Origin of the sequence: Undibacterium sp. TC4M20W (assembly GCF_049340245.1) — a bacterium.
GTDB lineage: Bacteria > Pseudomonadota > Gammaproteobacteria > Burkholderiales > Burkholderiaceae_D > Undibacterium.
On record NZ_JBMPPI010000025.1, the window covers coordinates 1 to 24755 of the forward strand.

The following is a 24755-nucleotide window of genomic DNA, read 5'->3' on the forward strand; positions in this document are numbered from 1 at the left end:
GCAAGTATTGGCAGTAATCCAGTCGGCTCGGACGTTTTGATGTCATGTCCCTTAGTGTACTGACTTGAAAGCTGCTTTGGGTTTACATCATTTTTAAAATAGCTCACTTTTTTTGCGTAAGTCCTATATATAATGCACAATTCCATTCCAGCAATGAAAGCGTGCATGAACAATTTTTATAAGCCTCTCGCCTGCAAGATCGCCCTTGGTATTGTCAGTAGCATGTCTTTCTTTCATATGCCGGCTTCGTATGCAGCTAGCGAGCCTATCCCAATCGCCAGCTTTTTCAAAGAAGCCCAGTTCCGTGATGCGCGTCTTTCTCCCGATGGCAAAAACATCGCCATGATCATGAAAGGTGCGAATGACCGCATGGTTTTGGCAGTACTGGAAGTGGGCCAACTGCGCCCTGAGATTATCGCGAACTATGAAGACAAGGACTTAAACTCCTTTCACTGGATTAATAATGAGCGGCTAGTATATGACCTGACTGACTTGCAATATAAGGAAGCTCAGCGCTTTTTCGGTCATGGTCTGTATGCCGTTAACAAAGACCGTAGCAAGCGCATACGCCTGGTCACGCACCAGTTCACCGGTGTACGTACCAAGGTGGAAGGTAATGAATTGCCGTGGTACACCCATTACCTCGACATTGCCCATGGTTCCAGCTCACCTGATATCTATGTCACGCAAGCTGTGGAAGCAGGCTCCAGCATCTATGACCTGTATCGCCTGAACACCATCACGGGCAATACCGAATTGATACCGCGTCCTGGCAAGGTCAATTCGTGGCTGATAGACAAGGCTGGTGTTGCACGCATTGCAGTCACGACGGAAGAAGACAAATCTGTCATTAACTATAAAGACCCGAAGACAAATGCCTGGCGCAAACTGGCGACATCCAGCTGGACATCGGATGACAGGATTACCCCTATGTTTTTTAGCCCCGAAGGTGATTTATATGTACGCGCCAATAATGGCAAAGACCTGAGTTCCTTGTATCGCTTTGACTTGGAAAAGAATCAGCTCGAAACAGAACCTGTCATTTCATTGAAAGGCTATGACTTTACCGGTCAGTTGATTTACAACGGCCCACAAAAGAAAGTATTGGGTTTGCGCTATGAAATGAGCAGACCTGCGACCGTATGGTTCGACGAGTCCATGGCAGAAAAACAAAAGCAGATTGATGCACTTTTGCCAGACACCCATAACTCCCTGCATTTCCCTTCAGATCTGAAAACCAATATCGCCCTGGTTTACTCTCATTCAGATATCGCACCTGGCACATGGCAACTGTTTGACTTCAGCTCAAAAAAATTGGTACGCCTGGGTGTCAGCAAACCTGACATCAAACCTGAGCAGATGGCAGAAAAACAGATGCTGAATTATGCAGCGCGTGACGGCCTGCAAATCCCGGTCAACCTGACCCTGCCTCCAAACAGCACGGGCAAAAATCTGCCAGCCGTAGTACTGGTGCATGGTGGCCCCTATTTGCGTGGCAATCACTGGAACTGGAATCCGCAAGCACAATTCCTGGCCTCACGCGGTTATGTTGTGATCGAGCCGGATTATCGCGGCAGTACAGGCTATGGTGCAAAACACTTCCGTGCAGGTATCAAGCAATGGGGCCTGGCCATGCAGGACGATGTTGCCGACGCCGCCAAATGGGCAGCCGCTCAGGGTTATGCAGACCCAAAACGTATCTGCATAGCGGGTGCTAGCTATGGTGGTTATGCAACCCTGATGGGTCTGATCAAAGACCCCGACATCTTCCGCTGCGGCATAGAATGGGTGGGCGTGACCGATATCAATCTCATGTACGACATCCACTGGAGCGATTTTTCAGACGAATGGAAATGGTTCGGCATGCCAGTGCTGATTGGTGACCAGGTCAAGGATGCAGCCCAGTTGAAGGTGACTTCACCTTTGCAAAACACCGACAAGCTGACACGTCCCTTGTTGATGGCTTATGGCAAGCGTGACCGTCGCGTTCCCATCGACCATGGTACTCAATTCTATAAAGCCATCAAGGGAAAAAATCCCAATGTCGAATGGGTAGAATACGCAGAAGAAGGCCATGGATTCTTCCTGCTCAAAAACAATATCGATTTTTGGGGTCGGGTAGAAAAATTCCTTGAGCAAAATATAGGTAAAGGCCAGCCACTGGCAATATCAGACGCCGGTAAATAATCTTTCCTGCAAAAAGGCCACGAAAGTGGCCGTCTTCAAAGCCAGCCAGTCACGCGCTGGATACACTGCATACACTGGTGAGCCGCTGGGCAATTGATAATTGTCCAGCACTGCCACCAACTCACCACTTTGTAAGTGCTTGCTGACGATGAGTTTATCGATCAGCACTATGCCAGCGCCTGAGCAGGCGGCAGCGACCAGAGCAAGACCATTATTGGATTGGAAGTGGCTGCTCACTCTGACCTTTTTCACCTCGCCATCCTGCAGCAAAGTCCATTCATCATTGGCGCGACCCGCATAGATATACAACAGGCAGGCATGTTGTGCCAGGTCCTCTGCCACAACAGGATATCCAGCGCTGGCCAGATAGGCAGGTGATGCGCAAAGTATGCGCTGACTATCGACAAGCTTGCGCGCTATCAGGCTGGAGTCTTCCAGGTGAGAAACACGGATGGCAACATCAATCTGTTCGGCAATCAGATCAACGAGCCGGTCCTCGACTTGCAGGGCAAAATCAATTTGCGGATAGCGCCTGCAGAATTCCATCATGACTGGCACCAGCCTTGACACCGCCGGAATGGGACAAGTAACACGTAAGCGCCCTTTGACTTCTTGCTGGTGTTGCCCCGCCATTTGTTCTATGTTGGCTAAAGCGGTATCGATGCGCTGAGCCTCGTGCAGGACTTGTTCGCCTATCTCGGTCAGGGTCAGCTTGCGGGTGGAGCGCTGTATCAGCCGTGCGCCCAGATCCTGCTCAAGCTTGGCCAGTTGCCGCGATAACAAGGACTTGCCACAGCCCAGCTGTAATGCGGCTTTGCTGATGCTGCCAGCACGGATAATGGTGGCAAATACGGCCAGGTGTTGTGGATTCAGCATGGATATCCTCTTTTTGCTTCGACATTGTCCTGATTAAGACAACAATATTATGCAATATACCTGACTTATCAAGCAACAATAAGTAACCTATACTGCTTTCCATGGTCAGCAGCGTGCTGCCACAATAAATTCCCAGTAAGTCCTCACTAGCCGACAAGGAAAAAACATGAACGCCATCAACTCTCAATTCAAACTTGCAGCCCGCCCACAAGGCAGCGTCAAAGCCAGCGATTTCAATCATGTCACAGAACAGTTGCGTGACTTGCAAGCAGGCGAAGTGCTGATCAAGAACCTGTATATCTCGCTTGACCCTGCCATGCGCGGCTGGATGAATGAGAGCAAAAATTCTTATATGCCACCAGTTGCTATTGGTGAAGTCATGCGCGCGCTGGCCGTTGGTCAGGTGGTTGAATCAAACAATCCTAAATTCGCTGCCGGTGAGCATGTCAGCGGCATACTGGGCATGCAGGAATATGCCTACTCTGATGGCAATGGCATCAGCAAGATAGACCCAAAACTGGCCCCTCTGCCACTGTACCTGAGTACTCTGGGCATGCCGGGCATGACTGCCTACTTTGGTTTGCTCGAAGTCGGCCAACCCAAGGAAGGTGATACGGTCGTGATATCCGGCGCAGCAGGCGCGGTCGGCACCATCGTTGGTCAGATTGCCAAGATCAAGGGCGCACGTGTTGTTGGTATCGCCGGTGGCGCAGACAAGGTTCGCTACCTGACAGAAGAACTGGGTTTTGATGCCGCAATCGATTACAAGAGCGAAGACGTCAGCGCCGCCTTGAAGCAGCATTGCCCTAAAGGTATAGATGTGTATTTTGATAATGTTGGTGGCGATATTCTGGACGCAGCGCTGGCGCAACTGGCCTTTGGTGCCCGCGTGGTGATTTGCGGTGCGATCTCCCAATACAATAATACGACCCCTATCAAGGGCCCATCAAATTACCTGAACCTGATGGTCAAACGCGCCACCATGAAAGGCGTGATGGTATCCGACTTTTACCCACGCGCCATGGAAGCGGCGATGGTCATGGGTGGCTGGATCATGTCTGGCAAACTGAAAAGCCGTGAAGACATCGTCGAGGGTCTGGAAAATTTCCCTGAGACTTTCCAAAAACTGTTCACCGGTGAAAACAATGGCAAACTTATTTTGAAAGTAGCTGCTGCCTAAGTCAGATTGTGCGTCAAATGAAAAGCCACCAGCATGCTGGTGGCTTTTTTGCTTAAGCCTAATTACTTAAGGCTTCAGTACAAAATGCAGCACAGACAAGGCTGGCAATGTATAACTGAACTTGTTCTTGGAGATATTGCTGAGCCCGCTCCTGGCAGTGATATTGCTGCTGCTGCCACTGACACCCCAGACCTGCGCATATTTCAAATTCACAGGGTGGCTGAGTTGAAAGCTGCTCGTGACATTGCTGCTCTGACGGTTAATGGCAATGACGTGGATGACATTAGGGTCATTGAGATCGACCGCTGCATACACTGCCGCATTGCTATTATTGCTGGAAACCGCTTTCACTGAAGTCGCTGGGAAAACAGATTTATTACCGTCATAATTTCTGTAAATTTTAAAACCGGAAGCAATGTACTGCTCTGCATCACCAAAATAAGTCGCCAGATACACGCCTTGTTTGCCAAAAGCACCCAGCGCATCTGCCTGGGCAATGGCACCGGTTATATCGCTCTTGCCACCGAAATCATATTCGGTCACCGCCAGTTTGGTACCAGGATAAAAATCATTGACGGCTTGTTGCAGCTTGGGCAGCATTTGCAGAGAACGTCCATCAGTAAAACCGTTGCCGGATTGAGTAATCCAGCTAGGCTCTACATAAGTTGCATCCCACAGACTGCGTGCAGCCTGCACCCGGTCAGTGGCATTGTAAGAAGCCTGTGGATAGTAATGGAAAGAAAACACGTCGAGCAAACGGCGGCCAGCGCTTTGCGAAGCCTGGTTCATTTTTGCCAGATAGGCATTCGCCATGGCCATGCCGTTGTAACGATAACGGTCACCAGTATTATTGCTGTAATAAGGCTCAACATTGTATTGCGCCCAGTCAGATGGTTGATGCGAGGCTGAACCATCCCACACTGCCCACAGGCTGAACAGACCAAGGTAGCCGCTGATTGCGGGCCCAAAAGTTTCTGCGCTGGCGTCCATGCGTTTGACTGTTGTTGCAAGGCTGATATTTCTCTGCAAGACATCGGTGACCGTGGTCAGCGTTGGATACAGATTCGCATGCGTACCGCTTTCTCCGCTGTTGGTGGTCCAGTGATGCCAGAGATCAGGCTCATTATCGAGCTCATAGCCTTTAACACCATTTGCGGATGCACCATTGCCATATTTCTGGACAAGAAAATTGATTTCTTCATCTATATAAACCACGCCATCATTCAGACCAGGTGCCAGAGTCAGGCCACCAGCCGCAGCCGGTTTGTCATTGACGATATTGACCCAGCGCGCGGTATCCACATTCGATGGCCCGGCAGTGCTCTGCCAAAGCTGGGAACCCATGCAAGTGCTTGGAGGATTGAGGTTGATGATGTCTTTAGGCAGCTTGCCAGCGGCAGGCAATTGCAGCAAGGAATACGTGCCCAGCACCAGCGACTGGTCCTGGAAACTTTGTAAGGCCGCACCAGGCGTGTAGTAGGCCAAGCCATTATTTGAATTGGGATTGCCCGCTCCTGCAGTAGCACTGACGCCAGCATTGGATGAATGGCACCAATCATTACCAGAATTGCTGACGCCGTTTTCCCAGTTATAGCTGGTCATGTTATTGCCACCCAGGCGACGCGAGCGCAGGTTCAGGTTTTGCAAACTGGCTTGCCCGCCCTGATTGGCCCAGCCAGCACGGCCTGTTCCATCGGCATAAGCGTTATAACCATAGATCAAGGGGCTGATGGTCTTGCGCTCTGCCTGGGTATCAATGGAGAATGTGACATTCTGTGCCGACGTTGTCGAAATTTCTGCCGAAATGCCCAGAATTAAAAGAACTTTGCACAAGCTGACTTGTCTCATGAGGCACCCTTGGTCTGCTCGTCAATAAATTATTTCCAAGTGGAAATTTAATATTCAGGGTACTTCATAGTTTTTAACAATTCAAGAAATATCCGACGGGTAAATGTAACCGTAAGACACATTACCCAGGGGCTTGCTTGGTAACAGCGAAAAACTACTTACAGAATGTTGCAAATCCCGTTGTTGATATAACTTTTACCCCAGCCTTTGTATGTACTTGAGGCTGTTTTTGTTTGCAGTACCACTTTGTCATTTGTCTTTTAATTTGTACAAGTATTAATTTGTACAAGTATTTATAAAAACCATCCAAATCCATTTTCGAGAATAACAATGAGACTAAGCAAACTCGCCCTCGCTCTTAGCCTGACCAGTCTGGCAACAACTGTATTTGCCGCACCAGCCTACTATCGTTTCCCCAGCATACGTGGCGATGCTGTGGTATTTACTGCAGAAGGCGATTTATGGAAAGTTGCAAGCAGCGGTGGCCAGGCGCAAAGACTGACCAGCCATCCTGCGGCAGAAACCTTGCCCGCCATTTCACAAGATGGCAAATGGCTGGCGTTTTCTGCGGCTTACGAGGGGGCAACCGAAGCTTATGTCATGCCCATGGCAGGTGGTGTGCCAAAGCGTATCAGTTTTGAAAATGACCAGGTATCCGTATTGGGCTGGACTGCCAATGGTGAAGTACTGTTAACCACACTCAACAGTACAGGCCCGGCATCGCACCGCATCATCGCCGCCATCAATCCACAAAGCCTGACGCGCAGGGTTTTCCCGGTGGCAGATGCGAATGAAGCTGTGCTCGACGATAGCGGCAAGTATTTGTACTTCACCCGCTTTGGCCTGCACATGACCAATGACAACGCCAAGCAATATCGCGGTGGCGCCACTGCACAAGTCTGGCGTTATGACGTACAGGCCAAGACTGAAGCCACGCAATTATTTGCCGACGACAAAAGCAACAACCGCCGCCCCATGCTATGGAAGGGCAAACTCTACTTTATCAGTGACCGCAATGGCGCCTTCAATATCTGGAGCGCCAATCCTGATGGCACAGATGCCCGCGTCCTGACCCAGCACAAGGAATGGGAAGTACGCAACCCCAGCATAGCCGATGGCAAGATAGCCTATCAACTGGGCGCAGATTTGCATGTACTCGACATCAGCAGTGCCAAAGACCAGACCCTGACCATAGACCTGGTGTCTGACTTTGATCAGCAGCGCAAGCGCCAGATCAAAAACCCTATGGAATATGTGTCGAATATAGAAATCGCTGGCAAGGAAGAACGCCTGCTATTCACTGCGCGCGGACGCCTGAGCATAGCGGGCTCTGGCCCGCAAAGACGCATAGATCTACCGGTGCCGGAAAACGCCCGCGCACGCGAAGCCGTGTTTTCGCATGACGACAAATCCGTTTATGCCATCGTCGATACTACCGGTGAAAATGAAATCTGGAAATTCCCGGCCAATGGCCTCGGTAAACCAGAAGTCTTGACGAGCAACGGCGACGTCCACCGCTACCGCATCATCCCCTCGCCTGATGGCAAATGGCTGGCGCATACCGACAAGCGCGGCAGGCTGTGGTTGCTGGATCTGGCGACCAAGACCAATCAGGTCATTGATGATGCAGGCAAGATAGGTGCTGAGAGACAGGAAGAAGTCATCTGGTCACCTGATAGTAAAACCATCGCCGTCGTCAGGGCAGACAACAAATTGCAAAGGCCGCAGATAGGTCTGTACGCTGTCGACAGCAAGCAAATACACTTTGTCACCAGCGACCGTTATAACTCGCACGCACCAGTGTTCTCTCCCGATGGACGCTGGCTGTATTTTTACTCGGAACGCAATTTTCAGGTCAGCAACCGTGCCCCCTGGGGTGACCGCAATATGGGGCCGCATTTCGAGAAGCGTACCGGCCTGTATGCGCTTGCTCTGCAGGTAGGGAACCGCTTTCCCTTCAAGGCAGATGACGAGTTGAGCAAGTCCGGTGACAAGGCAACTGACAAGCCGTCAGATAAAGATAAAGATAAAGAGAAAACTGACGACAAGAGCGCAGACAAGTCAAAAGACAAGCCAGCCGATAAAACTGAAGAAGCCAAGAAACCTGCCAAGCCTGCGCTACCCGCCATCCAGTACGCCGGTCTGGCAGAACGCTTGTATCAAGTGCCTCTGGCTTATGGCAATTACCGTGACCTGGCCATTGATGACAAACGCCTGTATTTCACTGAAGCAGAAGGCACGGATGGTAAGTCCACGTTGAAAACCCTGGCGATCAGCAAGACTTCACCACAACCCGACATTTTTGCTGGCAACATACGCCAGTTTGATTTGTCTGCCGACAAAAAACATGTGTTTTATCGTCAGCAAATTGGCACTGGGCCACAGGAATTCTTTGTTGTCGAAGCCGGAGCAAAACAACCGGGCGATGTCAGCAAATCCAAAGTCAATATGAATGACTGGACTTTCTTCCTGAGCCCCAAACTTGAATGGCAGCAAATGTATGCCGATGCCTGGCGCATGCACAGGGACTTTTTGTTTGACGACAAAATGCGTGGGGTAGATTGGAACAAGGTACGTACCAAGTATGCACCATTGGTAGAGCGTATCACCGACAGGGCAGAGTTGAATGATGTATTGGGCATGATGGCCAGCGAAGTCAGCACCCTGCATTCACAAAGCCGCCCTGGCGATATACGACGTGCAGCGCCGGAAGGGCAAGCTGCCTCACTCGGTGCGGTCCTGAGCCGCAGCAATGGTGGATACCGCATCGACCATATTTATCATACCGAAGCAGAATTGCCATCCGAGCGTACCCCTCTGTCACAACCGGATCTGGACATCAAGGAAGGCGACGTCATCACCGCCATCAATGGTCAGCCTGTGATGGAAGCACGTGATATTTCAGACCTGCTGATCAACCAGGCAGACAAGCAGGTATTAATGCATGTCAAACGTGGCGACCAGGCAGCCCGTGCCGTCATCGTCACGCCTGTCAATATGATGAAGCATGCAAATCTGCGTTACAGCGACTGGGAACAAAGCCGTAGCGAGGAAGTCAACAAGGCATCACAAGGCCGTATTGGTTACCTGCATCTGCGTGCCATGGGTGCACAAGACATCAACAGCTTTGCCCGTGACTTTTACAGCAATATAGAGCGCGATGGACTCATCATCGACGTGCGCCGCAACCGTGGTGGCAATATCGATAGCTGGATCATAGAAAAACTCTTGCGCAAGGCATGGGCTTACTGGGCATCGCCAACCTCTGCGCCTTACACTAATATGCAGCAAACCTTCCGTGGTCACCTGGTGGTACTGGTGGATGAATTGACTTACTCTGATGGCGAAACCTTTGCCGCCGGTATCAAGGCCCTGAAGCTGGGCCCACTGGTAGGCAAACGCACCGCAGGTGCCGGCGTCTGGCTGTCTGACAATAACTCACTGTCAGACAACGGCATGATCAGGGCTGCAGAAAACGCACAATTTGGCATGGATGGCCGCTGGCTGGTAGAAGGTGTAGGTGTAGCACCCGATGTCGAAGTGGAAAATCTGCCACATGCCACCTTCAACGGCAAAGACCAGCAACTGGAGACTGCAATTCAATTGCTGGAGAAGAAATTGAAAGAGCAGCCGATCAAGGCCATGGTGCCGCAAGTCATTCCACCATTGAAATAAATGACAAGTAAGTAGTTTTTCTTGCTGCATAAAATATCCTCATAGCTAAACACTATGAGGATATTTTTTTGCCTTAAGTGAGGCAACGTACAGAGTATTTACGAAGGCAGAGATAAACTTTAAAGCGTAAAAAAGTAAAAAATAAGATGTATAGAAGTAAGTCGTACAAAAAGAAGTTTATGGAAAGCAGGTATCACATGATCATCTCGCCCATCACTCCAGTAAGCCCATCGGCATTGCAGGTGGTATCAGCAATCAATGCCGGTACGATCAATCCGCTGTCACCCATAATAAGTAGCAATCCAAGCAGCAATCCCGGTTTGCTTGATTCGATACGCAGCGATAACATCACTGTCGATGTTTCTCCCTTGGGTGAATTGCTGGCCTATACCGCACGCCTGCAAAGCAGGCAGGCGGCCAATATTTCAGCAACTTCAGCAAGCTCAGCAACTGCTGATGCAGCAAATCAGACAGAGACAACGCCAGCCAAGGCAGACATTGCCCAGCTCACTGCGATTGCCACTTCATTTGTCGATGCATTCAATCAACTGCAAGCCAGCAATTCCAATCTGACTGAAAACCCCTTGATACCTGACAGCAGCGACAATCTCTTGCAGGTAATGAATGCAGGTGCAAAAAATGCAAATGACAGCAGCCTGTTCGAGCAGTTAGCCGACATAGGAATCAATTTGCAAAATCCCGCCCAGCCAGACAGCAATAGCTTGCTGACGCTGGATGTAAATACTTTTCAAAACGCACTCACTGCAAACCCTGAAGAAACGACAACATTATTGACGCAGGCATTACAGGTATTGGCCAGTGCGGAGAGCACCGTCCTTACACAGAATCAGGAACTGGCTTCTGGCAATCTGCTGGCTACTGTCGCTGCTGATACTACTAATGCGAGTGCGACTGAAAACACTGATGTGGCAAATTCAATTTCAACCAGCAATGCCAATACCACTGATGTCAGCACCACTACCCCATCAGACACTTTGAATGAAGTAGCAGTGAATACACCCGCCACTACATCCACTAATACATCCACGACTTCAGGTACTAACGCAAACACTGCCGCCGATATACAACTGCAACAGACCCTGGAAGATGAAGCATTGCGTGCTGCCATTGATATCACCAGAAATTCGCAGGCAGTAGGCACCAGTGCAAAAACTGAATTCACAAACAATGTAACGCAGGCAGCGCCTGGCATACCGCCAACACCAGCAACAAGTACCGCAGATTTGTCCGTGACCAATAATGTTGCAGCTAGCATTCAATCCAATACAGAGACAACAGATACCCCTGCTGAGGCAACAACGATTATTCCAGCCCCGGATACGAGCACCGCTGCCTCAAGTGCGGCATTGAATACGCAAGCAATAGCTGAGGACACAAGTACAAGTACAAGTACAAATGCGACTGCAACAGCGACAACAGATGCCACTGACCTTGCTGCCAACGCGTCTTCACAGGCACTGAATTCACAAAGCACAACACAAACCACCACGCAAGCCGCCACGCCAACAGCAACACAAACATCGCCATCAGATAATCTGGATAGCACCACTCCGCCGGGTACCCTGGCTGCTGAAAACAAGCTCGCCGCCAACTCCACGACACCATCATCACTGCTGACAGAAAGTCAGCTGGAGAGTCAGGTAGCTGCAAATTCGACAAAATTAAATGAGAGCGCTGCTTCTGACGTAGACAGTAGTGCAACGATAAATAATGGCAAGGCAATGGCTGCCACACCTTCCACATTTGATGAAGTCAGCAAGACGCTGGATACCATCAACCAGGCCACGGCCGCGGCGAATAATATTGCGGCGAACAGTCAGGCGGCATCAGCCAGCCCGGTATCAACAACAGTTGTCACCCCTGTAGCCAACGCTACTACCATTGAACAAGCCACGCCTGTCAGCAATAGCGCAGTAATCACAGCCAATGCGACCACCAGCATACAGGCCAGCATCAATCCTCTGATTTCTGCCGCAGTAGCTGCCTACAGGGTCAAGGACGGCATACAGGCCGACAGTATTGACAAGCCGCGGTCGGCAGAGAGCGACGAAGTCACAGCGCCTGAGCCGGTCACGGTGGTAGAACCCGTCACCCTCGATCTGCATGAACATGCGCAAAGCCAGCGTCATGATGCCGAGGCTGACGCAGCTTATCACCAGGCAGAAGAACTGGGTGAGCCAGAGAAAGAAGATGCGGCCGGTAACATCAACGTCAATATCTGAACAAATCAAGGCATTGCTTTATACGGCAAGCGACTGGTCATGAGATTGCTTTTGACATTGCTTCTGAGATTGCTTTTGAGCCTGTCAAGCAAAAAGGAATTCAGGCCTTTAGTCAATTCAGGGGCCAGTGGCAAGGCCGGATCAGTATAACTAGCCATTTGCTGCGTAGTATCATTGACTATGATTTTCAGCACATGGTTCATATTGTGTATCAACAGGCTTTCGGCGTCTGGTTTGGCAAGTTTCAACGCAGTCAATTGCGCCGTATCTACCTGTATGTCTTTGTCGCCCTGTATTAGCAAGACCGGGCAAGTCAATTTGGCTATCTCTTTTTCCGGCGTGTAACGGAACCATGAAATCAGATATGGCTGCACGCTGGCGCGGTACAGTATCTTTAATTCTGGCGGTACTTCAGCATAGGTTTTACCTGCTTGCAAAGCGCTCAGGATTTCTTCATTACTGGCAGCCAGCGCCGGTGACAATTTGCCTTGCAACTGCCACCGCAAGACATCGGCAGCATTTTTCGCCGGGCCTGCCACAGAGATGTATGCTTTGACGGCTTCTTGTTGCGCAGCCAGCATGGCGATCAGCGAGCCCTCGCTATGACCGAGCATGGCCACACCAGAAAACCGTACATCTGCTTTTAGCAGTCTTATCCAGGCCACGGCGTCCTGCACATAGGTTTCAAAACGCAGATCCGCTTCAGATGCTGCAGATGTTACAGCTTCTGCACTGCCGGCGATGCCACGCTTGTCAAAGCGTACCGACGCTACCCCAGCCTGTGCCATGGATGCTGCCAGCATTTTCAGTGAATCATTCTTGCCTTTCAGGCCGACCGTATTGCCATCTCTGTCAGTGGCACCTGAACCTGCAATAATCAATACAACAGGCGGCTTCACCCCATTGGCGGGCATGAGCAGGCTGCCCTCAATCTTGCCACCCGTGGTAGTAAGTACGATATCCTGATCATAATCGGCTTGTCTTGCGATAGCCGATGTGCAAAAAATGACTACCACCAGAGCCACGGCAAATATCATCATGCGCATGGGATTTACTCTTCGTGGTTTTTGAGAACTTTTTCTATGCGGCGGTCAGGTATCAACCATATCAGTGCCATCGCAACATACATTGCCATCGCCAACAGAGGATACCAGCAGGCCAGCATCATGCCTGTAGCATAGACCACTGGCGAGAGCTTGCCCTTCCAGTCTGCGCCCACTGCTTTTTTCAGTAATGAATCTTCACCCTGAGTAGCAATGATCTGCTGTTGCAGTATGAAATAGGCAATCGCCGACATCAGCAAAACCGCACCATACAAGGCTGCCGGGATAGGGGCGAAATGATTTTCACCTACCCAGCCGGTAGCGAATGGAATAAGTGAAAGCCAGAACAGCAAATGCAGGTTGGCCCATAAAATCCCGCCAGTCACCCTGCGGCAGGTGTGCATCATGTGATGATGGTTATTCCAGTAGATGCCAACATAAACAAAGCTCAGTATATAACTGAGAAATACCGGCCATACAGGCAGCAGGATTTCCAGTGTGCCGCCATGCGGTACTTTCATTTCCAGCACCATGATGGTGATCAGGATGGCGATCACGCCGTCGCTGAATGCTTCCAGTCTGGTTTTGCCCATCATGCTTGCTCCGTCTTGTTAAACTTTAATTATTCTGACGGATATGTTTGTCCGGCGCCAGCAAAAAACTTTGTGGCGCCAGAGTAAGCGTGCGGATGCGCATCTGATGTGGTCAGCGCCTCAGGTGTGCAATAGCCTGCCGCCAGCGAACGACCAGTTCTCCCAGGCAGTTTCCCTGAAGCAGACCATGATGTTTTCTGGATTCATGCTCTTGTCGCAAAGACGCTTCATGAGCGTGTCCAGTAATTTTTTCTTGATCTGTACACTGCGCCCGACTGACCAGAGTATCTCTATCAGGACAAAGTCCTGATTCCTGTCCTTGTGCAGATCAGGGTAGCGAGTATCAAAGCGGAAGTTTTCAGTGTCGAGTTCCAGTATGCGCTGGAACTTGTCTTTCTCTGGCACACCTGCTTCTATCAATGCCGCATGCACGGCATTCAGAACAGTCTCTTTGAACAGCAGGGACTTGGGTTTGCAGACGGTAATTGTAACGAGGGGCATGATGTCTCCTTTTCTACAAAAACGGCGACTTCTTAAAGAAGCTTATTTCCATCTTAGCAAATTAAATAGCTCTTTTGAAATTCTTTATACTTATTTTAGTTAGGCTTCCCGATATTTAGGTTATGTCAGGCTCGGCTTAACAAATCCTTACCTAAGACAGCTATGCAAGCGCCTATCAGCGAAGGTATCATCGCACATCATTTCCGCACGAAAACATTGCATGTCAGATAAGCACCACGCCGTTTTGCTGAAGGCCTCCCGGTTTATAGGGATGTTGCTCTGTATGTGCTGCCTGCAATCAAAAGTGCATGCTGAAACTGTCGTGCCTTTGCTACTCGCAGAAACCCGCGATGAAAATGGTGAGATTGCTCCCATCCGGCCAGAGAACCAAAAAATCATCGCCTATTTTGAACGCGCCATGGATGTGAAATTTGAGGTGCGTCGCTATCCCCTGCCCCGCGTCATAGAAAACATAGGCAAGGGTGAAGGGCTGGGATTTGGTTTATCAAAAAATACTGAACGGCTGAAGACCATGCGCTATTCAGAAGCTGTTTTTTCAGATTTTGTATGGGTCGTGGCAAGAGACGATACGCACATGAAATATGCTGGCATCAGTGATTTGCAAGGCAAATCAGTCGGCATAGTCAGGGGCATACGCTTTGGCGATGATATCGACAAATTACGCAATGTCATGTTTCGCGTAGAAGAAGATCAGCCACAAAACAGCTCACGTCTGAAAAAACTTTTATCAGGCCGCATGGATGTCATGCTTGTCAATTCACGCATGCCAAATGCCAAAGACCTGGAAGCAGAACTGAATCTTTATCTGGATGAAAAAAACCTGCGCAACGAGACGCAGATGAACTATGGCGTCAAAGTATTTGCCAAGCCCTTGCTGGTCGATCCTATCCATTTCACGACTGGCATCAATACCAGATCAGATGTCATCAACAAGATCAACGCAGCCATCATCAAGGGCAGGAAGTCAGGCGACTTGCCCGCCCTCTGGAAAAATTAATCAGTGTCACCGCTGAGCAGTGTCAGCACATTGCCCTGATCAGGCCGAGCGGCCCCACCCAGCATATCATCATAGACTTGCCTTACTGCAGCCTCACCCTGTCCATGGATAACCTGCATCCATGGTTTTTCTGCTGACATCACTGGCTGCATAAAAGCTTGCCAAGCTTGGGCAAGACGGGATTGCACACCATTCGGCCCCCAGTCTGTCATGCGCTTCTTGATTTGTGCCGGTGCAAAGAACAAAGTCGGTTTTGCGCCGGGCAAATTTGATCCACCGCTCAACTCTTCCCAATGCGTACCACCAACTGCACAACTGTATTTCATGTTCTCGTTGAAATGATGATGCAACTGGCTGCGTAGTTGCCCATTGCCAGCCATATCGACATATACAACGCCCTGGTCAGTTGCCAGCTCAGTCACTTGCTCATAGCTGATGACTTCGTCGTAGATCGCCATATTCCGCACGAATTCCAGATTACCCGGCGAAGTCAGACCTATGATCTTGCAAGCTTTGTCCTTGCGCAGCGACAGCATGAATGCCAGGCCATAAGCAGTCTTGCTGGAGGCACTGGAGATCAACACTGTCTGTGCACCAAAGAACTGATTGTCATCAAGAAAATCATCGATCATGAATGAGGTGATGAATAAGGGGCGCAGCAAGACCTGCACATCTTCAGACTCTTTGGTGTAGCCAGGATCGGTAGTAGTCCTGACATAATGATTGTACAGACCATGCATGGCCTGCCTGTGTTCTGCACCATCGACAAAACCGCCAGGTGAAACCCGTGTAGCCTGCACTGTCAGGTGGGTAGCCATGGGGTAGTAGCCATAAAAGCGCTCGCCCACTGCCACGCCTTCGGCTTTTGAGGCCAGCACATCACCAAAACCCCAGACCGGGATATTACCCCAGCCCTCATCGGTAGGGAAAAAATTCCAGTAATGCATGGCTGTGCCAAAGGCTGCATAAGTCACATTATTTGACGTGAAGGCAAAACGCTCTACCTGCAACACGACTTGCCCATCCTGCAATTCCGCTTCCGCAGGCACATGCAGGGGCTTGAATCTGGACTCCAATAAATTGCTTTTATTGACAATAAATTCTTTGGCTGGATTTTTCATGGTCTCGTCGTTTTTATTAAGGAATGTGCATTAAAAATCTAGTATCACATGATTCTGGAAATTTTTCTTGTCTCGTCGATATTTCATTATTGACAAAACATCCTCGCGCAATACTCCTTCCATTCGCGCCATTTTTACTACCGTTCGCGGCAAACTTCTCTGCCTCGTCGCATCAGCATTGAGGGTAATGTTAGCTCTCTTTAATCTCCGTCCTGTCGCAACATCCGAACAAGTATCACCCTATATTTAATTTAACAGGAGATCCACATGCGCGCATTTCACATCCCTACTGGCAAAAAAATTCTGCTGGCGAGCAGCCTGCTACTGGCATTCACGACTCAGGCCATGGCATTTTCTGAGCCACAGTTTCAAACTGCCTTCCAGCAATTCACCCAGTCTGCCAAGGGTAGTGAAGAAGCTGCGGCAAATGCCTTTAATGAATTGCTCAAACAAGACCCGGCCAGCCCATTGATCATGGCCTATGCCGGTGCCAGCACGGGCAAGCTGGCGGTGACTACCATGTTCCCGTGGAAGAAAATGTCTTACGCAGAAGATGGCATGGCCATGCTGGAGAAAGCCCTGCAACTCGCCGCCGCCAATGAAAACGCCCAGGGCCATGGCAGCACGCCGGTGATACTGGAAGTCAAATATGTTGCCGCCAGCACTTTCTTGGCTGTGCCGGCCTTTATGAACCGTGGCCCGCGTGGTGCCAAGCTCTTGAATGAAGTGCTCGAACACAAGCAATTCGACAAGGCAGAGCCAGGCTTTCGTGGTTCGGTGTTGATGCGCGCTGCCAGTCTGGCGAATGAGCAAAAACGCCCTGAAGATGCCAAGCGCTACCTGAATGAAGTGGTCAAACAAAATGCACCACAGGCAGAAGCTGCCAGGGCCATGTTGAAAGGTATTCCATCATGAGCCTGGCACCTGCCATAGAACTGCATGCAGTTCATAAAACTTACCAACTCGGTGCCCACGTCGTCAAGGCCTTGCAAGGTGTAGATCTGACATTACAGCGTGGTGAATTGCTAGCCCTGACCGGCCCGTCCGGCAGTGGCAAGAGCACGATACTAAACCTTTGCGGCCTGATAGACCATGCCGATGCTGGCGACATCTTGCTGAACGGCGTCAACATCAATCAATACAATGAAACACAAAAAACCCTGCAAAGGCGCGACACCATAGGTTTTATCTTCCAGAGTTTTAACCTCGTGCCTGTCATGACAGTGGCTGAGAATGTCGATTACCCGCTATTCCTGACCGGTGTACCGGCAGCAGAACGGCGTGAACGGGTGGCTGCGCAATTAAAGGCCGTTGGCCTGCATGAACATGCGCAGCATTTGCCAGACGCCTTGTCTGGCGGCCAGCGCCAAAGGGTGGCTATCGCCCGCGCCCTCATCAAACGCCCCAGCCTGGTGATTGCTGATGAACCCACGGCCAGCCTGGATTCACATACCGCCGACCAGGTACTGGATCTGATGCGTGAACGCGGCCATGCCGAAGGCGTGGCCTTCATCATCGCCAGCCATGATAACCGCCTGACTAGCCGCAGTGACCGCATCGTGTCACTGCTGGATGGGAGATTGCAATGAAACTCAGCTGGCTCAAATTTGCCTTTTACAATACCCTGCGCAACCGCCGCCGTTCTGCCATTACCGTGGTCATCGCAGCGCTAGGTACAGCAGCCATACTGCTGGCCGGTGGCTTTGCCTATTCGACTTATGAAGGCCTGGCGCAGATATCTGCACGCAGCACTGGTCACCTGACCATAGGCAAACCCCAGCACTTTACCAGTGACCAGGATGTGCCCCTGCAATATGGCCTGGAAAATGCAGCAGCCCTGCAAAGCAAGCTCTTGGCTGATCCGGCAGTGCGTTATGTCTTGCCACGCATAGAATATAGCGGCCTGATCAGCAATGGCGACAAATCCACCATCATGATGGCAGTGGGTATAGACCCTGATGCTGAATTTTCGGTCAAGGGCCCTACCCTGACATTGAAAGAAGGCGAACTGCTGCAAACCGAATCAGCAGAGGCAGAAATCGTCCTGGGTGACGCACTGGCACGCAGCCTGAAAGCCAAGCCCGGCAGCAGCCTGACGTTGATGGCCAGCACCACTGATGGTGCCCTGAATGCGGTTGATGTCACCGTCAAGGGCCTGGTATCCACCGGTGTTCCTGACCTGGATAAGCGCCTGGTGTATTCGAATATCAAGACAGCACAAAAGCTATTGAATACCCAGCGTATTTCCAGCCTAGGTGTGTTCCTCAATTCCATGAATGCGACCCTGCCTGCACAGGCCAGACTGGCAAAAGTATTCCCTGAACTGACCGTACAAAACTGGCTGGAACAAGCCTTCTTTTATAAATCTGTACGTGATTTATATAACCGCATCTTTGGTGCTCTTGGTGCCATCATCAGTGTCATCGTAGTGTTCGTGGTTGCCAATGCCATGGCCATGGCCATCATAGAACGCACTCGTGAAGTTGGCACGCTGCGTGCCATGGGTACCTTGCCAGGGCAATTGATACGCAGTTTTTCTTTTGAAGGAATGATACTGGGCGGCACAGGTGCCATTGCCGGTGCCTTGCTGGCGATCACCGTTGCGTTGCTGCTCATGGTGTTCCCGGTTGAAATGCCACCGCCACCAGGGCGCTCCAGCGGTTACCCCTTACTGATCACGATAGATGCTGCCATGTATGCCATCACCGTGTTCATGATGATTGCCCTGTCCATGCTGTCGTCAGCCTTCATCGCCCGCAAAACCCTGCGTCAACCTATCGTCGATGCACTGGCACATAACTAAGACAGGAAGAAAAATGAAAACAACTATACATATTGCTGCTTTACTGCTGGCAGCAACAACAAGTCTCGCCAGGGCAGATGAAGTCAGTGACTACCTGAAAGCGGCCGATCAGTTCAGGGTCGGTACAGAAAACATGCAGGTAGAAACCGAGATCACTACTTTTGCCAAGGACGGCAGCAAGGAAAAAGAAAGAAATTACCTGGTGTTTTCACAGGTCAATCATCAATCTCTGGTACTCATGAAAAGCCCTGCAGAAAAAGGGCAAAAGGTCTTGATGCTGGGTGATGATTTCTGGATGCTCTTGCCAGGCAGCCAGCGCCCGCTGCGCATCACGCCCATGCAAAAATTACTGGGTGATGCTTCTATCGGCGATATCGCCACCATGAGCTGGTCGCAAGACTACACAGGCAAAATCATAGGCGAAGAAAAATGCGATGACAAACCCTGTGTGCATCTGAGTTTGAATGCCGTGCGTAAATCCGTCGCTTACCAGCGCATAGAGCTGTGGCTGGGTAAGACGCGCCACGAACCTATCAAGGCAGATTTGTATGTGCAATCAGAAAAACTCGCCAAGCAGGCCAGCTTTGTATTGGACAAGCCGCAAGCACCAACTGCGGTGTCTGAAATGATCTTGCTGGATCAATTGAGCAGCCAAAAAGAAACACGTGTGCGCTATCTCAGCCGCAAACAAAAGACCGTGCCTGAACAGTGGCTAAACCCCATGTTTCTGGCCAAGAACCCCAGCCTGGAGTAATCATGCGTGATTTGAAAACCCCAGCCTTGGCAAGCTTGCTGGCTACCCTGGTCTGCACGCCTGCTTTTGTCATGGCTGAAGATACAGACTTCAGCGGTCAGGTGCGTGGCCTGGTCAATAGTTACACCAGCAATGGTGCCAGTCCTTTGGCAATTGCCAATCAACTTGTTCCTGGCTTATCCAGCAAGAATTCGCAACTGGGCGTAATGGAAACCGAATTGCGCGCCGGTGGCAAAGGCATTAATGCGGTTGCTACCTTGCAGGGGCAGATCAATGATGGCGGGCGTACCCAGGCCACGGCATGGCTCAATGAACTGTATGGCAGCCTGGGCGATGGCGCATGGCAATTCAGTGCTGGCAAAAAAACCATTGCCTGGGATGTGGGGTATGGCTTTCGCCCGAATGATGTAGTTGCGCAGGAAAAGCGCCGCTCACTGATCAGCACGACTGTCATAGGTAAACCTTTGGCCAGTATTGATTACTTCACTGCGAATACTTCAGCAACTTTGGTGTGGGTCAATCCTGGCCATGCTGCAACGACGGATACAGCAGATGAACAGGCGCTGGCAGCGCGGGTTTATCACCGTGCTGGCGGTGTGGATTTGCATGGCTTTGGCCGTTATGGTCAAAAGAATGGAGGCAGTCTTGGAGCTGCCGCGTCCTGGGTGGCGACAGATGAAATGGAGATACATGGCTCTGTACGTTTCATGCAAAAAAATACAGGCTTGCGCATGAATACAGATCCTGCACTGCTACAGCATAACAACCCCTGGCAAAACAATACACAAAACAATGTCGTACAAGCCATGCTGGGTGCAAACTACACGACAGAGTCGCAGCACAGTTTTTTCCTCGAAGCCTGGTGGGATGGCACTGCCTTGTCAGACCGCGAATGGCAAAACTGGAACAAGCGCAACCTGACTTTGCAGGGCAGCGTCAATTATTTGCCGCAAATGCAGCAAATAATTGGCTATAACCTGGCCTGGCAAAACCAGGCATTGTCTGCCTCTGGCAATATTCGCCGCAAGAATGTGTTCGCGCGCTGGAGCTGGCAAAAGAATGACTGGCAACCCTCGCTGGATATACTCTGGACGCCAGAAGACCATGGCCGCATCATCACGGCTGCACTGGGCTGGCAGGGTGACCGCATCAGCATCAATGGCGGCTTGCGTATTTATGGCGGCCCGAGCAAGGCAATACTGGCGCAACTGCCAGATAGCAAAACGGCATATGTTTCTGCTACCTGGGCATTTTGAATGTAGTGACAGGCAGTTTCAGCATGAATTTCAGCGACGATTTAAGCGATAATGGCGGCTTGCTCCAAATAGCTGAAAGCCGCCCCATGTCAAAATCTCATGTTGATGCCAATTACCGTTTCATCGCCGCCAACCAGGAAGTCAATACCCGCATAGCACAAAGACATCAGGCACTGGCCCTGTATGTGACCCTGGTAGTCAGCCTGCTGGCCGCCCTGGTGGCCTTGAAACCGGGTGAGCCCAGCAGCAAGCTGCCAGTAGAGTGGCTGGTCATGGGTTTTCCTGTGGCATCAATTTGCCTGACATTCTTGAATTACAAGGCAGAACGCTCGATCACGAATTTGCGCCATTTCCTGGCCACGCTGGAAAGACTGGAAGATGCCCATTTGCACCTGCCCAGCTACAACACTGACCCACGCTGGGCCAAGAGTGCCAACAAGGCCAGACGTTTCCAGGACTATGCCTGTGCAGTACTGGTGGCTGCCGCCAATGCCATAGGCCTGGGGGCTGTCATCCACATCTACCCAGAACGAATTGCAGCGAATCAGTTTGTCATCTGGATCAGTGTCATTACGGCACTGGCTTCACTGTTTGTATTGCTGTTCATGCCAGCCTGGAGTTATCGCCCTGACAGTGAACTGGAAAAACAGATTGTCGTCGCCAATGACGTTACTGCTTCCGCCGATCAGCCAGACCAGCAAGCTTGAGCTTGTAGTTCAAACGTTGTCATTGCCAGCCACGCGCACGGCATTGCGCCCGGCCAGTTTTGCTTCATAAAGCATGGTATCAGCACGCTGGAACCATGCCTGGCCATCTTCCCCTGCGATTTTCTTTGCCACCCCTATGGATACAGTAACCGGATAATCACGCAGCAATTGCGCCTTTTCTACCAGGGTGCGCAATTCCTCGGCAAACCTGGCTGCGGCAATATCATCTGCCCCCATGGCAATGACAACAAACTCCTCACCGCCATAGCGGAAGAAACAGTCTGCCGTGCGTATGCGTGAACGCAGCAGTGCGCAAAACTGTATGAGGACCTGGTCACCCACCATATGACCAAACTGGTCATTGATTTTTTTGAAGTGGTCAAGATCAAGTATCAGGATGCAAACATCGGTATGTACTTCATCCTTGGCGCAGATAGTCTGTAGCTGTTTGTCAAACGCACGGCGGTTGCCAGCCCCGGTTAAAAAGTCTTTTTCTGCTTGCTGGTTCAGTTCAAAATGCTGGAGGCTGGTGCGGTCAGAGAAAATATAAGAAAACAGATTGATCAACACCAGCGTGACAACCAGGCTGGACAAATCCAGCAACAGCATGGCATTACGCAAGATCACGACCAGCACGATCAATGAAACGCTATTGATGATCAGTGCTTCTTTCGCCCTGAGTATAAAGAAGGCAGCGATCATCGTGGGATACACCCAATATGCGATAGGCACGCCCTTGACATACACTGCGGCCAGCATGCCCATGGAGTAAAACACCGTCACGGCAATACCTGCCAGACGTACCTTGCGCGTGCGCCAGACAAAAACAATGATGCACAACATGCCCAGCACGATCAACAGATCGACTGTCGCCATTAAAAAATTACCCTGGAACAGACGCACTATACCAAAAGGGAGGATGCTCGGTATGCTCAGGCCGCAAAGCATGAGCAAGACTACTTCTTCTTTTGAGCGTTTTAACAACATGCTGTTTTCCCGGCTATTGCCCCTGCAAGGCAGGGATCTGTTCAATGCCAGCCTAACTCAAGCGACAAGCATATGTCCAACACTATGCAACAGGCTTTGCATGAAAAAAACAGTCTTGTTAAATCTTGTCATGTCGCCGTAAAGATTTGTTTATCTGCCGGCAATATCAGGATGCAAACATGCATACATCCAGAAATTACCAGGGGTACCGCGCACCATGCGGAAAGCCCGCAGATAACCTTCGCGTTCAAAGCCCATGCGTTCCAGCAGTTGTATGGAATGGGAGTTGGTTTCCAGCACAGTCGCCTGGATGCGGTTATAGCCAGCCTGCCAGAAACCCCATTCAAGCAGTGCCATTGCCGCAGCTTGCATGACGCCCTTGCCCCAGTATTCTGGTGCCAGGTCATAGGCAAGTTCTGCACTACGGTTAATACCGGAAATGGTATGAAAACCGACCGTACCTAGCAACCTGTCTTCTTCCTTGCTGACGATGGCCAGACGAATAGGGGTATCAGGTGCAGCGCTTTCATATGCATCGAACTGCGGTAACAGATCTGCCGCTGCACTAAGATTCCAACTGGTATGTCTGATCACATCTGGATTTTTGAGATAGTCATACCAGGCTGCTGCATCACTGCGGCGTATGCTACGTAAGCGAACATCCTTGTGTGAAATTTCAGGTACTTTACTTATCTGCATACTGTCTGCAAGCTTAAAGAATTATTGCCTGGCGATCAGTTTGCGCACTACATCATTGAACATCTCTACCATGGCAGGATCAAACTGGCTTTCAATATTGGCATTGATCTCGGAAATAGCACTCAGCAAACTGCGTTTGTAGCTGCGGTCAGAACGTTCGTTGGTGACTGAACAGAAAGTATCGACTATCGCCAGTATGCGTGCGCCAGGATGTATCTGTTCAGCTTTCAAGCCATTTGGGTAACCTGAACCGTCATAGCGCTCATGATGATCCAGCACTATGCGCGCAGCCTCATCCCAGCCGCCGAAGCGCAAAAGAATCTGGCTGGCCGTCACCACATGCTCCTGCACGATTTTTAATTCTTCCCTGGATAAACCGGCTTCCTTATTGAAGATGCTGTGCGGTATAAATCCCATGCCAATATCATGCATCAAGGAAGCAGCCTTCAATTGCTGCGCATTGACTGGCAAACCCAGGGCCTCATTCAGTGCCTCTGTTAATTGTGCCGCTTGTTCACTGCGATTTTTTCTATAGATGCTGAGATTATCGATTTGCTGGGCAAACTTGTACATCATTGCCATGTCATCTGATAATTCCAGCAACACACGCGGTACCTTGGCGACATTTTCCTTATTGGCGACTTTGCCATCCAGTGCCGCAATCGCGTCCTTGAATTGCTGAGCCTGAAAGCCACCACCAACGGTTTTTTGCAAGGCATCACATAGTTCATACAGTTTCTTGCGCCTGACATCGCTGGTACTTCCATTGGCGATCAGGTCATTGAGCAAATCCTCGACCTCATCAATGGCCAGCAGCAAAAACTCACCCAGCTCACGAAAATAAGGGTCTTGCTCTGCCCTGACCCTGGCAACGATCTCTTCCAGCCTGTGCAATAACTCAACAAAGGGAATCAGCCCCACCATCTGGCAATTGCCCTTGAGCGAATGCATAGCGCGGAACAGGCGGTGTACATAGGCCGTACCGCCCTGGTTATTGAGCTCTTTGACACAGGCCTCAGCCTCTTCACAAGCTTCACGCGTGCAATCGACAAAGTCATCGATGATGCTGCGTTCCATGGCAAGAAATTCAGGACAAGTGAAACTATCGACACTACTGGCTGTATTCATCTTGGGCTTTCCTGATTGTCTTAGGTCAATATTACTAAAAATTATAGTTCAAAGCAGGCTTCCTATATGGCGCCCATGAATTAAATTAAGTTTTTATCAGGGATATCTGCAAAATCTCAGCGTCTTGATTACTTTA

Annotated in this window: 20 protein-coding genes; 11 read left to right on the top strand and 9 right to left on the bottom strand. The window is 50.4% G+C overall.

All coding sequences use genetic code 11. From position 1 onward, the window contains the following. Window positions 1-165 precede the first annotated feature (165 nt). Complete coding sequence (locus ACO0LL_RS23095; RefSeq protein WP_422953165.1) at window positions 166-2187, top strand: alpha/beta fold hydrolase; 2022 nt, start codon at window positions 166-168, stop codon at window positions 2185-2187. Here ACO0LL_RS23095 and ACO0LL_RS23100 read toward each other — a convergent pair. Continuing rightward, window positions 2170-3063 carry a LysR family transcriptional regulator gene (locus ACO0LL_RS23100; protein ID WP_422953166.1) on the bottom strand — a complete coding sequence of 298 codons (894 nt, stop codon included), beginning with the start codon at window positions 3061-3063 and terminating at the stop codon, window positions 2170-2172. The two genes, ACO0LL_RS23095 and ACO0LL_RS23100, sit on opposite strands and share 18 nt — an antisense overlap. A 166-nt stretch (window positions 3064-3229) precedes the next feature. On the opposite strand from ACO0LL_RS23100, the gene ACO0LL_RS23105 reads away from it, so the two are divergent. Continuing rightward, window positions 3230-4243 carry an NADP-dependent oxidoreductase gene (locus ACO0LL_RS23105; protein ID WP_422953167.1) on the top strand — a complete coding sequence of 338 codons (1014 nt, stop codon included), beginning with the start codon at window positions 3230-3232 and terminating at the stop codon, window positions 4241-4243. A gap of 66 nt (window positions 4244-4309) precedes the next feature. Here ACO0LL_RS23105 and ACO0LL_RS23110 read toward each other — a convergent pair whose 3' ends face one another. Next, a complete protein-coding gene (locus tag ACO0LL_RS23110) occupies window positions 4310-6091 on the bottom strand; it encodes a glycoside hydrolase family 44 protein (RefSeq protein WP_422953168.1) in 1782 nt (593 codons plus the stop codon). 330 nt (window positions 6092-6421) lie between these two features. On the opposite strand from ACO0LL_RS23110, the gene ACO0LL_RS23115 reads away from it, so the two are divergent. Together ACO0LL_RS23115 and ACO0LL_RS23120 are read left to right on the top strand one after the other, a co-directional pair. Next, the gene (locus ACO0LL_RS23115; RefSeq protein ID WP_422953169.1) at window positions 6422-9766 is read left to right on the top strand and encodes a S41 family peptidase; all 3345 of its coding nucleotides are present in this window, start codon (window positions 6422-6424) and stop codon (window positions 9764-9766) included. A gap of 197 nt (window positions 9767-9963) precedes the next feature. Next, complete coding sequence (locus ACO0LL_RS23120) at window positions 9964-12009, top strand: hypothetical protein (protein ID WP_422953170.1); 2046 nt, start codon at window positions 9964-9966, stop codon at window positions 12007-12009. 5 nt (window positions 12010-12014) lie between these two features. Here the strand turns inward: ACO0LL_RS23120 and ACO0LL_RS23125 are convergent, their stop codons facing one another. The 3 genes from ACO0LL_RS23125 to ACO0LL_RS23135 all read right to left on the bottom strand — a co-directional run bounded on the left by ACO0LL_RS23125 (window position 12015) and on the right by ACO0LL_RS23135 (window position 14146). After that, a complete protein-coding gene (locus ACO0LL_RS23125; RefSeq protein WP_422953171.1) occupies window positions 12015-13055 on the bottom strand; it encodes an alpha/beta hydrolase family protein in 1041 nt (346 codons plus the stop codon). A 5-nt stretch (window positions 13056-13060) separates the two neighbouring features. Further along, window positions 13061-13645 carry a TMEM175 family protein gene (locus ACO0LL_RS23130; protein WP_422953226.1) on the bottom strand — a complete coding sequence of 195 codons (585 nt, stop codon included), beginning with the start codon at window positions 13643-13645 and terminating at the stop codon, window positions 13061-13063. A gap of 120 nt (window positions 13646-13765) precedes the next feature. Then, window positions 13766-14146, bottom strand: a complete 381-nt coding sequence (locus tag ACO0LL_RS23135; RefSeq protein ID WP_422953173.1) for a tautomerase family protein — start codon at window positions 14144-14146, stop codon at window positions 13766-13768. A gap of 304 nt (window positions 14147-14450) precedes the next feature. Between ACO0LL_RS23135 and ACO0LL_RS23140 the strand changes: the two genes are divergently transcribed. Beyond that, the gene (locus ACO0LL_RS23140; RefSeq protein ID WP_422953174.1) at window positions 14451-15164 is read left to right on the top strand and encodes a substrate-binding periplasmic protein; all 714 of its coding nucleotides are present in this window, start codon (window positions 14451-14453) and stop codon (window positions 15162-15164) included. Here the strand turns inward: ACO0LL_RS23140 and ACO0LL_RS23145 are convergent. Then, complete coding sequence (locus ACO0LL_RS23145; RefSeq protein WP_422953175.1) at window positions 15161-16285, bottom strand: DUF2855 family protein; 1125 nt, start codon at window positions 16283-16285, stop codon at window positions 15161-15163. The genes ACO0LL_RS23140 and ACO0LL_RS23145 overlap by 4 nt on opposite strands. Window positions 16286-16552: 267 nt before the next feature. Between ACO0LL_RS23145 and ACO0LL_RS23150 the strand changes: the two genes are divergently transcribed. The 6 genes from ACO0LL_RS23150 (at window position 16553) to ACO0LL_RS23175 (ending at window position 21805) form a co-directional block, all read left to right on the top strand. Beyond that, window positions 16553-17200: a hypothetical protein gene (locus ACO0LL_RS23150; protein ID WP_422953176.1), complete on the top strand. Its 648-nt coding sequence runs from the start codon at window positions 16553-16555 to the stop codon at window positions 17198-17200. Then, a complete protein-coding gene (locus ACO0LL_RS23155) occupies window positions 17197-17874 on the top strand; it encodes an ABC transporter ATP-binding protein (protein WP_162058058.1) in 678 nt (225 codons plus the stop codon). Before ACO0LL_RS23150 ends, ACO0LL_RS23155 begins: the two co-directional genes overlap by 4 nt. Further along, window positions 17871-19088: an ABC transporter permease gene (locus tag ACO0LL_RS23160; protein ID WP_422953177.1), complete on the top strand. Its 1218-nt coding sequence runs from the start codon at window positions 17871-17873 to the stop codon at window positions 19086-19088. The genes ACO0LL_RS23155 and ACO0LL_RS23160 overlap by 4 nt, the downstream gene beginning before the upstream one ends. A 13-nt stretch (window positions 19089-19101) precedes the next feature. Continuing rightward, window positions 19102-19842: an outer membrane lipoprotein-sorting protein gene (locus tag ACO0LL_RS23165; RefSeq protein ID WP_422953178.1), complete on the top strand. Its 741-nt coding sequence runs from the start codon at window positions 19102-19104 to the stop codon at window positions 19840-19842. A gap of 2 nt (window positions 19843-19844) precedes the next feature. Beyond that, on the top strand, window positions 19845-21098 hold the full coding sequence (locus ACO0LL_RS23170) for a hypothetical protein (protein ID WP_422953179.1): 1254 nt from the start codon (window positions 19845-19847) through the stop codon (window positions 21096-21098). Between the two features lie 86 nt (window positions 21099-21184). Continuing rightward, window positions 21185-21805, top strand: coding sequence for a hypothetical protein (locus tag ACO0LL_RS23175; protein WP_197740985.1), 621 nt, complete (start codon window positions 21185-21187; stop codon window positions 21803-21805). A 9-nt stretch (window positions 21806-21814) separates the two neighbouring features. On the opposite strand, the gene ACO0LL_RS23180 is transcribed toward ACO0LL_RS23175, so the two are convergent. The 3 genes from ACO0LL_RS23180 to ACO0LL_RS23190 all read right to left on the bottom strand — a co-directional run bounded on the left by ACO0LL_RS23180 (window position 21815) and on the right by ACO0LL_RS23190 (window position 24619). Continuing rightward, window positions 21815-22792, bottom strand: a complete 978-nt coding sequence (locus ACO0LL_RS23180; RefSeq protein WP_422953180.1) for a GGDEF domain-containing protein — start codon at window positions 22790-22792, stop codon at window positions 21815-21817. Between the two features lie 150 nt (window positions 22793-22942). After that, window positions 22943-23491: a GNAT family N-acetyltransferase gene (locus tag ACO0LL_RS23185; protein ID WP_422953181.1), complete on the bottom strand. Its 549-nt coding sequence runs from the start codon at window positions 23489-23491 to the stop codon at window positions 22943-22945. A 21-nt stretch (window positions 23492-23512) separates the two neighbouring features. Next, window positions 23513-24619, bottom strand: a complete 1107-nt coding sequence (locus ACO0LL_RS23190) for an HD-GYP domain-containing protein (protein WP_422953182.1) — start codon at window positions 24617-24619, stop codon at window positions 23513-23515. Window positions 24620-24755: the final 136 nt, after the last annotated feature.